Source organism: Paenibacillus sp. V4I7 (assembly GCF_030817275.1).
Taxonomy (GTDB): Bacteria; Bacillota; Bacilli; order Paenibacillales; family NBRC-103111; genus Paenibacillus_E.
Window position 1 is genome coordinate 1393613 of record NZ_JAUSZD010000002.1, and the last position, 18983, is coordinate 1412595.

Sequence of the window (18983 nt, forward strand, 5' to 3'; positions counted from 1 at the left end):
ATGGAACAATCTGTCGTTCTGGACATTCGTAATTTACAAGTCGATCTACCCATTCATGGCGGGCGGCCGAAGCGTGTTGTAAGCAATATCAGTTTGACGCTAAGGCAGAGACATGTGTTAGGCATTGTCGGTGAGAGCGGCAGCGGCAAAACGATGGTATGTTCGGCGGTTCTCCGCCTATCTAGTGCCAAACAGCAGGTTAAGGGCAGCATTCGTTTTTGCGGCAAGGAACTGCTTGAGTTGCCTGAGGCGAGAATGCGTAAACTGCGCGGTAAAGATATGGCCTTAATCATGCAAAATCCAATGGCTGCTTTTAATCCGATTGTGACTATCGGCAATCACTTTATCGAGACGATTCGTTCTCATATGCCGATGAGAAAAGCGGAAGCGCATAGGCTTGCTTTCACCCAAATTCAGCGATTTCGACTGCCGCATGGGGAGCGGCTGATGAGTATGTACCCCTTTGAGCTAAGCGGGGGGATGCTGCAGCGTGTCATGATCGCGATTGCCGCTTGTATGAATCCGAAGCTGCTCATCGCCGATGAACCGACGACCGCTCTTGACACGACGACGCAGCTGGCGATATTGGAAGAGCTGCAAATGCTGCGCGAACAAAGCGGCACGAGTATGCTGCTCGTGTCGCATGACCTTGGTGTCATAGCAAAGCTTGCGGATGAAGTGGCCGTGATGAGGCGGGGCATTCTGGTGGAAAAAGGACCTGCTGAGCTCCTATTTAACCGTCCGTGTCATCCGTATACGCAGGCGCTGTTGGCGGCGCGGGAGGGCAGTGGCGAACTTGCGGCTTCGGTGAATGATTGGAACGGGACGGCGCCCGCTAGCGCAGAAGAGGATGACACCGCGGACGGTTCCTTGGTCGAAGTGGCACCGGGGCATTGGGTGCGAATCACAAAATCGAGTAGCAGGTGAAATAATGAGTGTATTGGAATTAAATGATGTTTCGAAAACGTATCGTTCAAGACAGTTCGCTTGGAGTCGCCGCACCGTGATTGAAGCGGTGAAGAACGTCTCCCTTCGCCTCGATGAAGGAACGTGTCTTGCACTCGTTGGTGAAAGCGGTTCAGGCAAAAGTACGTTGGGCAAAATTGTGCTTGGCTTGGAGCAGCCGGACCGCGGTGAAGTAACGTTCCTTGGCCGCAGCTTGCATCAGGTCTCGGCCAAAGAGCGTAAGCAGCTGCGTCGCGACATGCAGTTGGTGTTTCAGGATTCCCATAGCGCGGTTAATCCGCGCATGACCGCACTTCGAATTATTGCCGAGCCGCTGCGCGTACATGAGCGTATGACGGCATCCGAGCAATTACAGCGTGTGCGCGAACTGCTCGAAGTGGTCGGTTTGCGTGGCGACGATGCCGGGAAATACCCGCATCAGTTCAGTGGCGGGCAATTGCAGCGGATTTGCATTGCCCGTGCGATTGCTCTCAAACCGAAGCTGATTGTGCTGGACGAAGCGGTTAATAGTCTGGATGTACTCGTGCAATCGAGCATTTTGCGGCTGCTTGGACAGTTAAAGGAACGATACGGGCTGTCGTACTTGTTCATCTCGCATGACTTGGCAGCCGTTCGATTGCTCGCTGATCGTGTGGCCGTCATGGAACACGGCGAGATCGTCGAAACGCTGGACGACGCATCACGACTTGACGAACTGCGACACCCTGCCGGCAAGCGACTGCTGCAGGCGGTGCTGCCCATTCGTCCATATGGGCTAGTCCTTCGATAAGCCAAGATTTCTACTTCATACAATCATTTTTTTCCAAGGAAAGGAACGCCTATACCAGGCGACATTGGTTTATTGGATGAAAACGCATAGCCTGACATTAAATCATAAAACTTACTTGCAGTTGGCGCTGCCCCTCACCTTATCAACAATGACGACGCCTATCTTGGGAGCGGTGGATACGGCTGTAGTTGGACAGCTTTCGAACCCCGCTTATTTGGGCGGGATTGCAGTGGGTACGCTTATATTCAATACTTTATATTGGCTATTCGGGTTTCTGCGCGTCAGCACCTCCGGATTTGCAGCTCAGGCCTTGGGTCAAGGGGATAGGGACATGCAAAGTGAAGAGCTGATGCGGCCGCTTATGCTTGCTTTGCTACTTGGCATTTTGTTTATTGCGCTTCAATGGCCGATTTTACAAGTCAGTTTGAATGTAATTAATCCTGAAAATGATGTCAAAGCATTTATATCTCAATATTTTTACATACGTATCTGGGGTGCGCCCATTACTTTGATTAACTATGTTATTCTGGGTTGGCTGATGGGGATGGCGCAGATCAGATTTTCGATGTTTTTGCAGATCACGATGAATTTGATCAACATCTTACTTTGTATTTTATTTGTTTATGGTTTTCAATTAGGAGTCGGCGGCGTTGCAACAGCTACGGTTATTGCAGAAGGAGCCGCGCTCTTACTGGGGATAGGCTGCATTATTCGTCTGGCCCCCTTGAATTTGAACTGGAGCAGGTTCAGAAGGACGGTTTCTTTCTCCAAGATGAAAAAGAGTATGATGGTCAATAGTGACCTGCTTATTCGAACGGCTTGTCTATTGGCTGTTTTCAACATGTTCACGTCAGCAGGAGCCTCCTTCGGTACGGACTTATTGGCGGCCAATGCGATCCTTCTTCAAATTCATTTTATCATGGCTTATTTCTTTGATGGTTTAGCGAATGCAAGCAGTATTTTGGCAGGGAGAGCCGTAGGGGCGAAAGAACGGGAGACTTTCCGGAAGACGGTGATTTTATCATGGCAATGGTCCTTATTCGCGTCCATATTTGTCGCAATGCTATTTTATTTACTTAAGGAAGAAGCTATTTCTCTTTTCACTGGCTTAGACACTGTAGCCGAACTGGCAAATCGTTATAGCGTGTGGCTTATCTGGTTCCCGTTTATATCCAGTTTGGGTCTTGTTTTTTATGGCGTATTTACGGGCTCTTCTGTCACCCGTCCCATTCGAAATTCGATGATCGGAGCGTTTATTGCATTTCTGGCAGCTCGGTTTTTGTTAGTAGATAACTATCATAACGACGGACTCTGGATTGCTTTTCTTGTTTTCTCTTTAACCCGATCGCTGCTTCTGGTCGCATTTGTTCCGAAACTCGAAAACATACTGTTTTACAACCATGATTCCTTAAAACAAGAAGTAACGATACCAACTAAATGAGTAGATGTCAGAGGTCTCCGGAAAACGGAGGTCTCTTTGCTGTCCATTTCAAAAACCACAGTTTGAAGAATAAACTATTGTACCCCATTTGCGGTCAACGCACCTTAAACAGGAATCTCCGCTATCAAAATATGCTGCGGCTCTGCTTACACCCATCAGATATAACCTATCTCCATATCTCAATAAAACCTTTACAAAAACAAAGAGGAAACGTGGCATTGATAGCGAATGATATTTATCAGTAATTAATAAATCTAATAGATTTATTAATTAACTACACGAATGGAGCTATTTCCTGTACTTCGAAATCATTGAGAAAATTGAAAACAAGGAGATGACTAACAAGTGAAAAAGAAACTGTTAACCCGCTGCTTCACCTACCTGATGGCCACACAGCTTGCCGCCGGCTCTCTGCTGCCGCTTAGCAGCCCTGCAGCTGCAGAAAGCGCAGCCGCCATCGAAGCGGCAGCTGGAATCCCCCGCATGCTCATTACTGAAATGGTCCCTGACTCCGGTGGAGACGATGCACTGGGAGAGGATCCCTACGAGTACCTAGAGGTTTATAACAACAGCGACCAGCCGATCGACTTCAAGGACTATTCTATTTTATACAGGTACCCGGGGGAGCCCGGCCATGATTTATTCTGGCGGCCTTACACCGATAAACAGATTATCATCCAGCCTAAGCAGGCCATGGTTTTCTGGGCGGTTACGGCGTCAGGGGAGCTCAAGACGGTGGCTGACTTTAATCAGCATTTTCAAACCTCGCTCGTTGAAAATAAAGACATTGTCCGGATTCCCGGCGGTCTTAACAACCTGAGGGAAAGAACCCTCGTGGTGGCTACTAATACAGGAACCGACATTGTACGCGCGAGCTTTAACCCAGGCGTGATCGATACGGCGGCTGATCTGAGTATCGAGTACGGCGTTCCGGACGCCGGCAGTCTCGATATGAAGAAGCTCAGCTCCAAGACGTTGCCGGCCTCCCCGGGAACCTTCAACCCGGAAAACGTATCGGCAGAGCCAGTCCTTACTGTGAATGACCCTGTCCCGCCGTCGGTAAAAGATCTTACGGATCACTCCGGCATTGATCTGATCAAGCCGATTGAGCTGATGGCCGAAGCGGCAGATGATCGTCTACTTGCGTCCGTTAATCTATACTATAAATCCAACAAGACGACGAATTATAAAATGGTAACCTTGCCTCGAGGCGCCGACGGACGCTTCCGCTACTCACTAGAGATGATGGAATGGTTCGGGAGCCCGACGCTCGACTACTATTTCCAAGCATCCGATACCTTCAACGCAACGTCAACGGCTCCGAGAACGATCAGCCTGGCCGGGAATGAGAAAAGCCCTGCGCTGAACGTTCTTGATGGCAATGTTCTATCCGGTGAGCGGGTTCTGATCGGTTCGTCTACCACCGCAGGGTCCATGTCGCTATCGATCGACGGCCAGCCTGTCAGTCCAACGGAACGAGCCCTGGAGAAAACGGCTTATTTCGTATTTGAAGCGGACGACATAAATGTAGGGCAGAACGTGACCACCATGGGCAGCGAGACGCTGCACTTGATTCCGTTCCAAACCAATGATTACAAAACCATGGTAGTGCCGGTACGGCCCGATTTGTTCAAGTACGGTCAGGCGAATCCGATTGCACTGCGAGCGGGTTCATCAATCCGACCTTATTATGAGAACCAGCCGGAGCCCGGCCTGGATGATTTCAATATCCGCAATGTCCGGCTTGTTTTGGCGGACGGTACGGTCATCCGCGACCCGAAATATGGGAACCCGGCAACCATACTGGACATGGGAGATAACGGACGCTTCCTTCCGGTAGTGTACTTCAACTTCACGATTCCCGAGCGCTATTGGGACGGGATCTCTTACCGATGGAATACCGCAGCAGCCGTTGACGGATCTCATCGGGTCGAGGTGACTCTGCCTGACGGCGGCAAGGACACAGCGAGCGTGATTGTAGACAATCAAGGTCCGGTTGTAACTGCGAATATTACGGAAGGCAGTACTTACAAAGGGGCTTTTGAGATACAAGCTTCCGCATCGGATGTGGCTTCCTCCGTCAAATCCTTCGAGGTGAATCTGGATGGCAAGCTCATTGAGGTTCCGTATTCCACCTCCTCTGCGGCTCTCACACCGGGGGAGCATAATCTTGTGCTTAAGGCTGTAGACGCCGGAGGCAAATCGACGGAGAAAACGATCAAGTTCACAACGCCTGCAGAGCTTCCGGGTAAGCCGCTCCTTGCGGCGCCGTCGGACGGTGAACAGGATACGGAAACGAACGTGAGCCTGCAGGTATCGGTTTCCGATCCGACCGGCGACCCGCTGAACGTGAAGTTCTTTAAAGGGCAAAAGATCACCGCCGCGGACGCGGGAGTGACCGCTTACAAGCATGCGGCTGATGTAGAGCCTCCTCTGACCTTGACGAGTGCTGGAGAAACTCAGCTGACCGCTGAAGAACAAACAGCCGCGGGAGCCTCCGATGACCGTTACGTCACTACGGACTCTACTGAACAGTTTCCTTATCAGCGCTTTGAAGTGGAAGCGGGGGCGGAAACCGGCGCCGGCGATCTTCTCGAGCTAAGTTGGGAAGGGCATTCGCTCAAGGGGCGTAAAGTAGGTTTGTACGCATGGAATTATACTGCGGCAAAGTGGGATTCCCTAGCGTCCACAGTGGCCGTTTCCGAGGAAGACTTTACCCTCTCTGCGGCGGTGGACGGCGGCAATTATGCAAGAAATGGCAAAGTCCAAGTCCTGATTCAGGATGAGATTCCGCGCCGTGAGCAGTACGATTTTACCATTGCCTCTATACCGGACACACAGATCTACGCGGAAATTCAGCCGGAATATTTTGAGTCCCAAGTCAATTTCCTGCGCGATGCCAAAGAATCGATGAATATTCAATATGTGATGCAAGTGGGGGACATTGTAAACTCTGCAGGCATCAAAGGACAGTGGGAACGTGCGGATAAGTTTATGAAGGTGGTAGAAGACGCCCAAATTCCTTGGGGTTTAGTCGCGGGCAACCATGACGTGTTCGACGGAGGAGCGACGTCAGTGCCGGATTACTCGGAATTCTCTAAGTATTTCGGAGAGAACCGCTTTAAGGATAAGCCTTACTACGGAGAGTCGTACAAAGATAACAAAGGTCACTATGACCTGATATCGGCAGGCGGCAACGATTTTATTTTCGTCTATATGGGCTGGGGCATGAATGATGAGGATATGGATTGGATGAGCAGCGTTCTGAAGCAGTATCCGGATCGTAAAGCGGTTATTGTGGTTCATAATTATTTGCAAAATAACGCAACAAGATCCGCAACTGGCAACGAGATTTACCAGAAAGTAGTAGTTCCGAATCCTAACGTATGGATGGTCATGAGCGGTCATTTCACCGGAAGTGCGCTGCGTACCGACCAGCTTGACGATAACAAGGACGGACAGCCGGATCGCAAAGTGTACCAGATTCTTAACGATTATCAGGGCATTCCGAACGGCGGAAATGGATATTTGAAGCTTCTGCATTTTGATACGGAGACGGATACCGTCTATGTTAATACGTATTCGCCGTATTTGGACGATTACAATTATTACGATCCGAGCAAGGATGAGTTTAAGCTTTCGGTGGATCTGAAGCCGATGGTGAAAAGAGTGGCGACCGACGCGATGACGGTAAAAGTGTACGCTAACGATGCGATTGGATCGGCGCAGGCGGCCAGCGGTTCCACAGCCATGGTCAACTGGAACAGCCTGAAAGGCAGTACGAATTATGAATGGTACGCACTGGCGGAGGACAGCTTCGGCGGACGGACGTACTCGGATATTTGGTCCTTCCGCACCCGCCTAACCGTTGAAGCGCCGCAAGGCGTGAAGGTGGCAAACGTGACCGCGGCTTCGGCGCAACTGAGCTGGTCCCCAACAACAGCATCTGACGGAAGCAGCGTGACCTACCAGGTGTACGGCAGTCAAGGGGCCATCACCTCGGTGACCAGCACGGTGTACAATTTAACGGGACTGGAGCCGGATACGGCCTATATGTTCCAGGTCAAGGCCGTACACTCGTCGGGAGCGGTATCTGATCTCAGCGAGCCGGTAAGTCTTAAAACATTGATCGATCTGCCTGCTCTGCAGAACGGCCTTCAGCGCTTGATTACCTCCGGCAAGGTCACCCATCCGCTGGCCAAACAGCTGGAGAATGTGCTTAGCCAGGCGGAGAGCCATGTGCAGAAGGGACAGCAGGATGAGGCAGCCAAGAAGATCGAGGACTTTATTAAGCACCTCAATAATAAAGCGCTTCAGGAATTGGCGTCAGCGGACGCCCGGCAGTGGCTGAATGATAAAGCTGAGGCCCTGCTTCGCATCTGGGGCGGATAACCTGCTTGTAAGGAACAAATTAACGAAAATCCCCTGGAAGATTTGTTCATCTCTTCCAGGGGATTTTGTTGCGAAAATATCGTCCGTAACCCTATATTTCCAGTTTACTGAAGTACAACCGAACGGTAACTGCGAGTCACAGCGACAAGCTGTCAAGCGGGATCTTGAACACGCTCTGCAGGACAAGCCCGACGGCCAGTGCAGTCTCGTCCTCTACATCGGTGAGATGTAGGAACTCTACGTTCCGGCACGTTTCCGGCACTTGGGCCATCACTCGCGCTTTGAGTTCGTCAACGAACGAGTCCCCCCATACCGGCAGCATGAACCCGGTGAGCAGAACCCGGTCCGGGTTGAGCAGGGTGACGATATTGGCAACGGCGTAAACGATCGCTGACCTCACCATCTCGTAAAGCTGAACAGTCTCGGGGTCTCCGGCGCGGACAGCTTCACTGAACTGCTCCACACTCCTGCCAAGCGTTCGCAGCAAGCCCCTTGAGGATGCCAAAGTGGTTAGGCATCCTCTGCCGCCGCAGTAGCACTCATAATCGTAGGGCGGCATAAACGCCTTATAGTGGCCTAACTCGCCTGCTACGAAGGAGGAGCCGGTGACCAGCAGCTTATCTACGACGATGGCGCCCCCGATGCCGTTGCCTAATTTAAGCGTCACATTGTTTTTGGAGGGGATCAGACTTCCGCCCATATTCTCGTTGAGCGCAAGCAGATTGGTGTCATTCTCCAGAAAGACGGGCAGCCCGTACTCATCCTCCAGCAGCTTCGCCAGCGGTATCCGCTTCCAGCCGAGCCCCGGCGAGCGAAGCAGAATGCCTTCGGAGGAGTCAACGAGTCCATGGACGCTGAAGCCGATTCCCTTCAGGCAGGTAGGGTCAGGGGTCTGGCCTATGAGTTTGTCAATCACACTGCGGATCACCCGGAGCAAGTCCTCTTCGGTCTCGTAACGGTCTGCCTTCATTTTAGCTTCCGCCAAGCGGACGTGCTGAAAATTATATACCGCTCCCCGTGCCGATGTGCCTGACAATTCAATGCCGATCGCACTGAATCGGGAACCGTTAAGCAGCAGGGGAACGCGCTTACGACCGCTGCCGCTCTCAAGGGATTGCGGTTCGCCTTCGATGATCACTTGATCCTCGAGAAGGCGGTTGACGATGTTGGTGACGGTTTGCTGACTAAGTCCGGTTTTTCCAGCTAGCTCTACACGGGAGATCGGACATTCCGAATAGATCAGATGCAGCACCTTCTGCTGATTTATGGATTTAAGCAGCGTGTGGCTTGCATGTTTCAATGTGGACATAAGTCGACCTCTTCCTTGAACTGAACACGTTTATTCTCTTAGTAAAAATTAGTTTACCACGCAGGTCATTACTGGGTAAAGGCAGGGATTTTTGTCGAAAGATTTCTATTGTATCAAAAAGAAAAAACAGGTAGGATAATAATAAATAAAATTGATTTATTAATTGGGTGTAAATTGTAAACGTGTTCATACCACGTGAATCAGCGATTTTTAACAGATCCCTTACAAAACGATAATCATCGCCAAACAATTACCCTGTATTCTAATACTTAATAAATCAATTTTTTTTATTAATTAAAGGGGGGTTTCAGTATGAGAAACAAATTTGAAAAGCTTACGGCTTTTAGCCTGGCTGTTGCCATGTCGGGTTCGCTGCTTGCAGGGTGTACAGGAAAAACGGAACAACCTTCCGCAAGTCAGCCTCAGAATCAGACTAAAGAGGAAGTCTACGAAAACGGGCTGCCGAAGACAGAGAAAGTGACGCTGAAGGTCGGTTTCTTCATGGGAGGCTATGGAAGGGAATGGTTCGATTATGCCGTAAAGTCCTTCCAGGCCAAATACCCGAACGTTTCCTTCGACGTTACCGCATCGGCGGACATGAAGAATATGATTCAAACGAAAATTTCAGCAAGCAACGACAACGACATGTTCGACATTTTCAACACGACGCCGCCGTCCGGAGCACAAGGTATCATTTCCCTGGCTGAAGCCGGTAAGCTCGAGCCTTTCGATGATTTGTTCGACAGAAAGCTTCCGGACGTACCGGGCAAAGCAGTGAAGGAACTCATGATGCCGGGCCTCGCCGAATCGTTCACTAAGGTGAAGGGAAAGGTATACGAGTTTGCCACCTCGAGCTCTTACGGCGGATTGTTTTTCAATAAGACGCTGTTCGAACAGAAGGGTTGGAACCAGAATCCGAAGACATGGGCGGAGTTTAACGACCTGCTTGCCAAAATTAAGGCGGACGGCGTGGCGCCGATTACTTTCCCGGGAGTTTACCCTAATTACTATGACTGGGCCTTTGGTCCTGCAAAGCTGTTTGAGCTGGCCGATATCAAAGGAAACGCAGATAAGGTGATCGAAAACTATAAAACTTACAACACACCTCAATTTACGAGTGAGGAAAACTTGGAACACTGGAACCGCCTGTATGAGCTTGGCAAGAAAGGATACTTCCCGGAAGGATTGCCAGCGTTAAACCATACCCAGTCCCAGATGCAGGTGATTCAAGGCCAGGCCGCGATGGTTTCCACAGGAAGCCATGTGGAGAACGAAATGAAGAAGACCACGCCGGAAGACTTCAAATGGGGCTTTATGGCGGTGCCGTTCAGAGATAAGGTGGAGCAAAAGCTTTGGATTCGAAGCGGAATTACTAACTTCCAATACATGTGGGCCGGCAAGCCGGATCTGAACAAGAAGTGGTCTAAGGAGTTCATTCTATGGTTGATGACGCTGGATAACCAGCAGTTCGCCGCAGAAAAAGCGGGCGCCCTCCCGATGAGAAAAGATTTGATTGACGATGCGACTAAAGTCGTGAAGCTTTCCACCTCTGCGCAGGCGATTCTAAAGTATATTAAGGATAACGATGCCCGGTCGTACAAGCCGCATAGAACTATTAGCATTTCCGATCCGAACCTGGCCAAAGCCAATAAGATGATGGAAGAAGCCACGGTAAAGATCGTATTAGGCAAGCAGGATCCGAAGCCGATTCTCGAAGAAGCAGACGCTTTGCTCAAGAAAGCCGTAGAAGCTCAGAAGAAATAAGTTTATAGGCGGGGAGGGGGTCCTCTCCGCTTTTCCATTTCCCTTGATAGGAGTTGACTTCCCTTGTCCGAACCTACTGTAGTGAAAGATAAACCCTCTTATTCCGGCCGCATGGGACTGGATAAAGCGCGGACTCAGAAGTGGATTTTTCTCATTATGGCTGTCGTGCCGCCGTTCGGGGGCTATCTGCTATTCACGCTGTTTCCGAATGTTTTATCCGTTTACTATGCGTTATTGGATTGGGACGGGCTCACGGATTCCAAGTTTGTAGGGCTCAGCAACTTTGTTACCGCGATTCAGGACGAGTATGTTTGGCGGGCGCTTAAGCACAACCTTATTTTTATGGCGACGGTACCGGCGCTGGTCGTGCTCATTTCCTTACTGCTTGCTTATCTGGTCACATACAAGAGTTATGTGGAAAATGAGTTCCTGAAAATCCTGTTTTTTTTTCCGAACGTTTTATCGATTGTCGTCGTTGCTCTATTATGGGCGTTCATATATGACGGCACATACGGCCTGCTTAACAGCGGCCTGAAGCTGCTCGGGATCGACATGAACCATTTTTATTGGCTGGGCAACGATAGTACGGCACTGTGGGCGCTGATTCCTCCATGGGTTTGGGGAGGCGTCGGTCTTTATGTCATCATTTTCGTAAATGCTATGTCGGGCATTCCCAAGTCGCTGTATGAATCGGCTATTCTCGAAGGCGCAGGACATATGACGCGGCTATTCAAGATTACGCTGCCGCTCATTCTGCCCGTCGTCCGGGTCAGCGCGCTGTTCCTCGTGATCAGCACGCTCAAGACTTTCGAGCTTATTCTGATTATGACTAATGGCGGCCCGTCGGGTTCTACGGATGTAATCGGTCTCTATATGTTCAACCTTGCTTTCGGTACGGAGTACATCAACTACGGTTACGCATCCGCTGTCGGTATGATTCTGTTCGTCATCTTGATCACGGCCAAACTGCTGTTGGATAAGTTTCTGCCGAACCGGGGTGTAGAGTATTAGGAACATACTTTTTAAAGAAGGGAGAAGATGAGATTGAAGGAAAAAAAGTCGTTTATGGACGTCGTGTGGCGTCTAGTACTATATGTGTGGGCTTTGTCAATCCTGTTTCCGCTAGTGTGGGTGTTCTATGAGTCTCTGAAGTCCAATCCGGAATTTTTCAAGGACATCTGGAGCCTTCCCAAAAAGCTGCAGTGGTCCAATTACACAACAGCCTGGACGGAATATGGCTTCGGTCGTTCGCTGCTAAATACGCTTTATTATGTAGGCGGAAGCCTTGTAGTCAGCTTGTTCTTTACTACACTTAACGCTTATGCCTTGACCCGGATGGAGTTTAAGGGACGGCAGCTGATCTGGGGCCTTATTATGCTTTCCTTGTTCCTGCCAGGGATTAACGCCCTGGTGCCTCAGTACGTGATTATGAGGGAGCTGCATTTGACGAACAGCTTAACGGGGTTAATCTTATTGTCCTCCCTGGGGGAGAGTGTGTTCTATCTAATGTTGCTCGGGGGCTTTATGAAGTCGCTGCCCAAGGACATGGAGGAAAGTGCTCATATCGACGGCGCTTCGATCTTCCAGGTGTTCTGGCGGGTGATCGTTCCCTTGTCCACTCCGGGGATTGTTACGGTTGCGATTTTTAAATTCCTTGGCTACTATAACAACTTCATGGGGCCGTTCATCTATTTGAGCGATCCCGAGAAATACACGATTGCGGTGCAGATGTACCAAGCCAATAAAATGATGGAGTTTACAGCGGATTGGGTTACGTTGTTTGCAGGGGTGACGATTGCGATGGTACCTTCCGTCATTGTGTTCATGCTGTTCCAACGGATGATAATGCAGGGCGCCACTTTAGGTGCGGTTAAGGGTTAAATGTAGAGTATGAAGGAGAATAATGCATGAAGATTGCTATAATCGGCTGCGGTACAATGGGCCGTACTCATGGGGCCGAATGGATTAGTATGCCCGGTATTGAGCTTGTCGGTGTGTGTGATCTGCAGGAAGAAGCCGCCCGGGCGCTTGCCGGGAACTTGGAGACAAAGGCTTATTTCGATTTCGATCAAATGGTGTTGGAGGCGGGTCCGGAGGTTATAGACGTCTGCCTGCCTACTCATATGCATAAGGAATTTGTTCTCAGGGCTGCCAGTCACGGGAAGCATATCATTTGCGAGAAGCCCATCGCCTTGTCGCCCGAGGAAGCGGATGAAATGGCCGCTGTCAGCGAGCAGCACGGAGTACGGCTGTTTATCGGGCATGTGGTACGCTTCTTCCCAAGCTATACCGATATTCGCCGCAAGGCTGCGGAAGGAGTAGTCGGGAAGCCCGGAGTGCTGCATACAAGACGGATGGGCGGCAATCCGGGTATTGCCAAGACTTGGTACGCCAATAGTGACATCAGCGGCGGTGTGATCCTCGACCTGATGATTCACGATATTGATTTTGCCCAAAGCATCTTCGGGAAGGCTGTATCCGTGTATGCAATGAACCGCAGGCACGAGGGTCTCGACTATGCTCTGACTACCCTGCGTTTCGAAAATGGCGGGATTGCGCATCTCGAGGGCTATTGGGGATTTCCAGGACCTTTCACGACTAGCGTGGACCTGGCGGGAAGCGGAGGAGTCATCCGCTTTAATAGTGAGGATGCCGTTTCGCTCAAAATGTTCAAGGCAAATAACGATTTACCGGAGACCCCGGCTATTCGGCTTCCCAAAAGCCCTTCTATGCATAATCCGTATTACCTGGAGCTGGCTCATTTCGTGGAATGCCTGCGGACCGGCGCAGAGCCGGACATAACGTTCGCTGACGCCCGAAGTGCGCTGCAGACGGGCCTTGCCGCGATTGAATCCGCCGCCGCAGGTCGTCCGGTACGTATACAGTGATGAAGAGGGACAGGAAGGGGAGAGACGTAGTGCCTGAGTTAACGAACGTTGTAAAGATAGGTATGATCAGCTTCGCTCATGGCCATGCTGCCGGCTTCTATCGCCAGCTCCAGAGGCTGCCGGGAGTGAAGGTTACGGGCATAGCGGATGACAACCATGCCCGGGTGGAGCCGTATTTGCAGGAGGATGCCGAAATCCGTTATTTCGCGGATTACCGTGAGCTGCTGAGCAGCGACTGTGATGCGGTGGTCATCTGCTCGGAGAACGTTTATCATGCCGAGCACACGATTTCCGCAGCGGAGGCTGGAAAGCATGTGCTGTGTGAGAAGCCGCTCGGCTTGAACGTGGAGGAAATGGAACAGATGGTAGCTGCCTGCGAGAAGAACGGAGTCCGGCTGATGACGGCGTTTCCCTGCCGCTTCCTCCCTGCAGTTGTGCAGGCCAAGGCAGCGATTGACAGGGGCGACATCGGCGAGGTCGTTGCAGTGAAAGGCTCGAACCGAGGCGCCATGCCGGGAGGCTGGTTCATTGATCCTGCGCTGTCGGGTGGAGGCGCCCTACTGGACCATTCCGTTCATGTCATGGATCTGCTCAACTGGATGTTGGATAGTCCTGTAATGGAGGTGTACGCCGAAGCTGCGACCCTGTTTCATGAGATTCCAGTGGATGACGCCGGAATACTGCACGTGAAGTTTGCAAACGGAGTTATTGCTTCGATCGATACCAGCTGGTCGCGCACGAAGTCCTTCCCTTACTGGGGCGATGTTACGATGGAGATTGTAGGAACGAACGGTCTGCTTTCCGTCGATGCCTTTGGCCAGAAGAGCGAGGTGTACAGCGATGAGAAAGTGAAAGCCCAATGGAGCCACTGGGGAGACGATATGAACCGCAGTCTGGTGCAGGCTTTCATCGATGCAATAAGAAGCAACAGGGAAGTGCCGATTACCGGCAAGGACGGCCTTCGGTCGGCTGCTGTCGCTGCAGCGGCTTACGAGTCGGTTCGCCGGGGTGAGCCGGTTACATTGGATGAAAGCGGACGAGTGAAGGCTTAGCAGGAAATAAGCTGTCGCAGGAATCATTTTATCATAATGCCAAAAGGAGTGGTGAAAGAAGCGAATGACTAGAGTAACCAGCCAGCAACTGCTCAAATCAATCAATCAGCAAAAGGTGCTGCATCTAATTTTTAACGAAGAACCGATATCACGGGTGGAATTGGCCGAATTAACGGGATTGACCCAGCAAACTGTGACCAACATCGTCAACCGGTTGCTACAGGAGGATCTCGTGGTCGAGGGTACGCCCATCGGAAGCAGCGGAGGCCGCAAGCCGGTTCCGCTGACGGTCAATGTTATGAATATGTTCGCAATCGGCATTGAGCTCGCTGGCAAATATGTCAGGGGGGCTTTGCACAATTTCCGCTACGATCTTGTAGGCGAAGCCAGGCGACCTGTCGAGCGCTACTTGAACGAAGATCACATTCTTGCGACTGTGTGCGAGGTGATCGAGGAGCTTTTGGAGCTAACGCCGGAACGAAGCAGGATCAAGGGGATCGGCTTGAGCATACAAGGGCTGGTGGATTCCAAACAGGGGATCGCCCTGCGGCTGCCCGGATTAGGATGGGGCCGGTTTCCTTTGCAGGAGCGATTGGAGAATAAGTACGATATGTCCTTCTACCTGGAGAACGACGTTAATTTATTGGCGATCAACGAAAATATGCATGGCAGCCTTAAGGGCTCGTCGAACAATTTAACGCTGAAATTCGATTACGGCATAGGCGGCGCCATTGTAGCCGATAATCAGTTGGTAACCGGGTCCACGTTCGGAGCAGGGGAGTTCGGGCATTACAAGGCATTCACTGGCGCGAACGCTTACCGCTGCCACTGCGGGGGAACCGGCTGCTTGACTACGCTTGCCTCTACAAGCGGACTGGCAGTGAATGTCGGTTTGACGCTGGATGAGTTCACTGAAGGCGTTCGCGCCGGAGAGCCACTGATGGCGGCGCTGTACGAAACCGTTGTGACCGCACTCTGTTTGGCCGTAAGCAATGTGATCACGTTTCTTAACCCCGACCATGTGTTGATGACGGGGAAGCTGCTGGAAGTTTTGGGCGATCGGCTGATCCCGGCCATGGACGAGCGGATTCTAGCGAACGTGCCGGAAACATGCCGTGGCGTGCGACTAAGTTACATGCGGCAGAAACCGGACGAATCAGCTCTGGCCGCAGGCTTGGTGATGAAGCGCGTATTTGAAGTGCCTGTCAACAGCCTGTCGCTGTAATCGGAAAGAGAGCGCGGAGGAGATCAAGGGAATGTCTGAATATAAATTGTTGGCTTTGGATATGGACGGTACGCTGCTTACCGACGATAAGCAGGTGACGGAAGAAACGAAGAAGTGGATCTGGAAAGCTGTGGACCATGGGGTAACCGTGATGTTCGCTACAGGCCGGGGGATGCAGACCGTAAGCTCTTTTTGGCAGGAGCTGGAGCTCGATTCGCCTATGGTTCTGTTGAACGGAGCGGAGATTTGGGAAGGGCCGAACCAGTTAATGGCTCGCACCCATTTGCCCCGCGAAACAGTTCGCCGGCTGCATGAGCTGGCTCTCCGGGAAGATGCGCATTACTGGGGATATTCCGTGGAGAGCCTGTCTGGCCAGGGCAATTGGAGCGAAGAGCTGTTCGAAATGGATTGGATGAAATTCGGCATGAAGCATGACGATTTGGGGGTAGTGGCGCGTATCCGCGAGGAGCTGCTCAGCTGGGGCGAGCTGGAGATTACCTCTTCCGCTCCGGTCAATGTGGAAATCTCCGTCAAGGGGATCACGAAGGAAAGCGGCGTACGGGAGGTTTGCCGGCTGCTCGGCATCGAAATGGCACAGGTCTTGGCGGTCGGCGACAGCGAGAATGATATTTCGATGCTACGATCGGCTGGGCTTGGTGTGGCGATGGGCAACGCCGAGGAGCAGGTCAAGGCGATCGCTGATGCCGTCACGATGTCCAACAACGAGGACGGCGTCGCCAAGGCGGTGCAAAAATTTATTTTTGGTCTGGACATAGCCGAGTTCCGTTCAATTGTATAAGGGTCGGCCCCGCGAGCTGGGGGTTGGTGCCGTTCACAACCGGTTTCCCGGTTATGCGGAGCAGGCTTACTGACAAGTCAATACGGGATACTTCCCGATTACTAAAAAAGCCTATGACGAAGACCATAGCCGGAAAGGAAATAAGAATGCTTATAAACAAACCGATGATTATTGCACACCGTGGGGCCAAAGGAATGGCCCCAGAGAATACACGCGTTGCTTTCCAGCTTGGGTTAAGCCAGGGATGCGAAGGGATTGAGCTTGACGTTCATTTGACCGCCGACGATGAAATTGTCGTTTGTCATGATATGACGTTGGACCGGACTACAGACGGGAAAGGCCTGATAGCGGAGAAAAGCTTATCGGAAATCAAAACCTATGATGCTGGTTTCTGGTTTGGCGATGAGTTCAAAGGGGAGACTGTGCCGACTTTGGACGAAGTCTTTGATCTAGTACCTGATTCCATCATGATTAACGTGGAAATCAAATACTCCTATGATGGCAGAATGGAGCATAAGATAGTTGAAATTCTGCGTAGACGTAACCGTTTGAATAATGTCATCGTTTCATCTTTCGACCATAAGTGTGTCAGAAGGATCAAACAAATGGAATCGGAAGCCAAGATCGGTCTTTTGTATCAATCGAAATTACTTGATCCTACCGCATACGCACGCAGTTTTGATGTGGAAGTGTACTCGCTTCATCCTTACTTTGAAATGCTGGATGCCGAGGATGTGCTGAACGCGACAGAGAGCGGGCTTTATGTCTACCCTTATACGGCTAATGAAGTAAATGATCTGCTGCATCTAACTGGGCTTGGGGTTTCGGGTATTATTACGAACTTCCCTGGAAGATTAAAAGATTTGTTGCAAACGCAGGATTCCAAGTGAAAAATTTTCCCGACTCCTTTCTTAAGAAAACAATAAACCGCTGCACCATTCATAGGGTGCAGCGGTTTATTGTTTTATGGTTTCATAAATTACGATTCGTTTAACTTACCCGTAGATTCACGAAATATCGGCTTCGTTTGAACGTGAGTAATTTGAGGAGGCTTGAGAGGGTTCTCGACCCTGGACAACAATATTTCAGCGGCCAGGATTCCAATTTCTTCTCGGAATATATGGACGGTTGTTAAATGAGGTTCTACAATCTGCGACTCAGGAGAGTTATCAAAACCGCTGATAACAATATCTTCTGGTATTTGTACATTTTTATTTTTTAATATCCTCATCACGTTAATGGCAATAAAATCATTCGCACAAACAAATGCGGACGGAAGGTTTTTCATATTCTCCAACCGATTCTCCAACCATTTAGGATCCGCAACATATCGATCTTCTTCAACTATGCAAAACAAAGGGTCAAGCTGCAAATGAGAGTCTAGTAATGCCCGATTAAATCCAACCCATCTTTCATTAAAACTTTTACAATGATTGTAATCGCCAATAAAACCTATGCTTGTATAACCATTATCAATTAATTTCTTTGTCAGATAATAAGTGCTTTGTTCGTTTTCCATTAAAATAATATCTGCTTGAAGTTCGGAATAAAAGATATCCACTGTGGAATCTATAAAAATGGCGGGGATTCCCAAAGAACTGATTAATTGGGTGTACTTCTTGTCAAATAGCTCAATACAAACGATACCATCCACTTTTTTAGTATCGAAATTATTAGGCAGTACTAACGAATCAATATCCGATTCCCGAACAATGTGAATGGATAAATTAAAGCCATCGGAACTGATTTTTTTCTCAAGCCCGCTTAGCGATGAAGCGCCAAAATGACTATTGCTCGGCATATTTGATGTTAAAAGTGCAATGTTACCCGTATTTTTGGTGGTTAACGTATCCGTATCTATAAGAGCAAACTGTTTATAATTTAACTCAATCGCACGTTTTAATACCTTATTTCTTGTTTCTGCAGGAATACTTTCACTCCCGTTAAGAGCTTTAGAAACGGTATTCCTGGATAACCCCAAGGAGTCCGCGATATATTGTATGGTGATTTTTTCTTTACTCATGTGCTTACTCCTTTGCGAACAACATCAGTCCTCAGATTAATGAATGATTAATTTAAACTAAATGTATAATATTATAAATAAAATGTCAATTCACAAGGTTACAAATGAACAAATATAGATCGAATAATTAGTGCATTTGCAAAGTGGTAATAATGCTACATTTACGTTAATTTATATAAACAAATGCACATTTGTATTTGTGCAAATGAATTGAAGTTCATTCGAAAGTTACATTACTAACTCTGTTTTATCTTTGGCAATAAGAAAAGATGCATGAAAATAGGCGGGTTTATCGATTGTTAGTGTGGAAATGCACTTTATTTAGTTTGCATATGAACAAAAATACATTAAAATT

General features: G+C 49.7%; 14 protein-coding genes. 12 read left to right on the plus strand and 2 right to left on the minus strand.

What is annotated here, in order from left to right:
* The 4 genes from QFZ80_RS07700 to QFZ80_RS07715 all read left to right on the plus strand — a co-directional run bounded on the left by QFZ80_RS07700 (position 1) and on the right by QFZ80_RS07715 (position 7568).
* A complete protein-coding gene (locus tag QFZ80_RS07700; RefSeq protein ID WP_307547729.1) occupies positions 1-927 on the plus strand; it encodes an ABC transporter ATP-binding protein in 927 nt (308 codons plus the stop codon).
* Positions 928-931: 4 nt separating this feature from the next.
* Entirely contained in the window at positions 932-1735 is an 804-nt protein-coding gene (gene nikE / locus QFZ80_RS07705; RefSeq protein WP_307558181.1) for a nickel import ATP-binding protein NikE, read from the plus strand.
* A 76-nt stretch (positions 1736-1811) separates the two neighbouring features.
* Entirely contained in the window at positions 1812-3176 is a 1365-nt protein-coding gene (locus tag QFZ80_RS07710) for an MATE family efflux transporter (protein ID WP_307547726.1), read from the plus strand.
* Between the two features lie 345 nt (positions 3177-3521).
* Entirely contained in the window at positions 3522-7568 is a 4047-nt protein-coding gene (locus tag QFZ80_RS07715) for an FIMAH domain-containing protein (protein WP_307558183.1), read from the plus strand.
* Between the two features lie 136 nt (positions 7569-7704).
* Here the strand turns inward: QFZ80_RS07715 and QFZ80_RS07720 are convergent, their stop codons facing one another.
* A complete protein-coding gene (locus QFZ80_RS07720; protein ID WP_307558185.1) occupies positions 7705-8877 on the minus strand; it encodes an ROK family transcriptional regulator in 1173 nt (390 codons plus the stop codon).
* Positions 8878-9189: 312 nt separating this feature from the next.
* Here QFZ80_RS07720 and QFZ80_RS07725 point away from each other — a divergent pair, with 312 nt between their 5' ends.
* The 8 genes from QFZ80_RS07725 (at position 9190) to QFZ80_RS07760 (ending at position 17495) form a co-directional block, all read left to right on the plus strand.
* A complete protein-coding gene (locus tag QFZ80_RS07725) occupies positions 9190-10641 on the plus strand; it encodes an ABC transporter substrate-binding protein (protein WP_307547721.1) in 1452 nt (483 codons plus the stop codon).
* 63 nt (positions 10642-10704) lie between these two features.
* Positions 10705-11652 (plus strand): carbohydrate ABC transporter permease, encoded by a 948-nt coding sequence (locus QFZ80_RS07730; protein ID WP_307547718.1) that lies wholly within the window; start codon positions 10705-10707, stop codon positions 11650-11652.
* Between the two features lie 27 nt (positions 11653-11679).
* The gene (locus QFZ80_RS07735) at positions 11680-12522 is read left to right on the plus strand and encodes a carbohydrate ABC transporter permease (protein ID WP_307547716.1); all 843 of its coding nucleotides are present in this window, start codon (positions 11680-11682) and stop codon (positions 12520-12522) included.
* A gap of 26 nt (positions 12523-12548) precedes the next feature.
* The gene (locus tag QFZ80_RS07740; RefSeq protein ID WP_307547714.1) at positions 12549-13529 is read left to right on the plus strand and encodes a Gfo/Idh/MocA family protein; all 981 of its coding nucleotides are present in this window, start codon (positions 12549-12551) and stop codon (positions 13527-13529) included.
* Positions 13530-13591: 62 nt separating this feature from the next.
* Positions 13592-14581: a Gfo/Idh/MocA family protein gene (locus QFZ80_RS07745; RefSeq protein ID WP_307564060.1), complete on the plus strand. Its 990-nt coding sequence runs from the start codon at positions 13592-13594 to the stop codon at positions 14579-14581.
* Between the two features lie 64 nt (positions 14582-14645).
* Positions 14646-15806, plus strand: coding sequence for an ROK family transcriptional regulator (locus tag QFZ80_RS07750; RefSeq protein WP_307547712.1), 1161 nt, complete (start codon positions 14646-14648; stop codon positions 15804-15806).
* A 31-nt stretch (positions 15807-15837) separates the two neighbouring features.
* Entirely contained in the window at positions 15838-16605 is a 768-nt protein-coding gene (locus QFZ80_RS07755; RefSeq protein ID WP_307547710.1) for a Cof-type HAD-IIB family hydrolase, read from the plus strand.
* Between the two features lie 146 nt (positions 16606-16751).
* On the plus strand, positions 16752-17495 hold the full coding sequence (locus QFZ80_RS07760; RefSeq protein WP_307547708.1) for a glycerophosphodiester phosphodiesterase: 744 nt from the start codon (positions 16752-16754) through the stop codon (positions 17493-17495).
* Positions 17496-17584: 89 nt separating this feature from the next.
* Here QFZ80_RS07760 and QFZ80_RS07765 read toward each other — a convergent pair whose 3' ends face one another.
* Complete coding sequence (locus QFZ80_RS07765; protein ID WP_307547707.1) at positions 17585-18628, minus strand: LacI family DNA-binding transcriptional regulator; 1044 nt, start codon at positions 18626-18628, stop codon at positions 17585-17587.
* Positions 18629-18983: the final 355 nt, after the last annotated feature.

Coding starts and splice junctions, on each gene's coding strand:
- QFZ80_RS07700 (WP_307547729.1), top strand. CDS start 1: ATGGAACAATCTGTCGTTCTGGACATTCGTAATTTACAAGTCGATCTA.
- nikE (WP_307558181.1), top strand. CDS start 932: ATGAGTGTATTGGAATTAAATGATGTTTCGAAAACGTATCGTTCAAGA.
- QFZ80_RS07710 (WP_307547726.1), top strand. CDS start 1,812: ATGAAAACGCATAGCCTGACATTAAATCATAAAACTTACTTGCAGTTG.
- QFZ80_RS07720 (WP_307558185.1), bottom strand. CDS start 8,877: ATGTCCACATTGAAACATGCAAGCCACACGCTGCTTAAATCCATAAAT.
- QFZ80_RS07725 (WP_307547721.1), top strand. CDS start 9,190: ATGAGAAACAAATTTGAAAAGCTTACGGCTTTTAGCCTGGCTGTTGCC.
- QFZ80_RS07735 (WP_307547716.1), top strand. CDS start 11,680: ATGAGATTGAAGGAAAAAAAGTCGTTTATGGACGTCGTGTGGCGTCTA.
- QFZ80_RS07740 (WP_307547714.1), top strand. CDS start 12,549: ATGAAGATTGCTATAATCGGCTGCGGTACAATGGGCCGTACTCATGGG.
- QFZ80_RS07745 (WP_307564060.1), top strand. CDS start 13,592: ATGATCAGCTTCGCTCATGGCCATGCTGCCGGCTTCTATCGCCAGCTC.
- QFZ80_RS07750 (WP_307547712.1), top strand. CDS start 14,646: ATGACTAGAGTAACCAGCCAGCAACTGCTCAAATCAATCAATCAGCAA.
- QFZ80_RS07755 (WP_307547710.1), top strand. CDS start 15,838: ATGTCTGAATATAAATTGTTGGCTTTGGATATGGACGGTACGCTGCTT.
- QFZ80_RS07760 (WP_307547708.1), top strand. CDS start 16,752: ATGCTTATAAACAAACCGATGATTATTGCACACCGTGGGGCCAAAGGA.
- QFZ80_RS07765 (WP_307547707.1), bottom strand. CDS start 18,628: ATGAGTAAAGAAAAAATCACCATACAATATATCGCGGACTCCTTGGGG.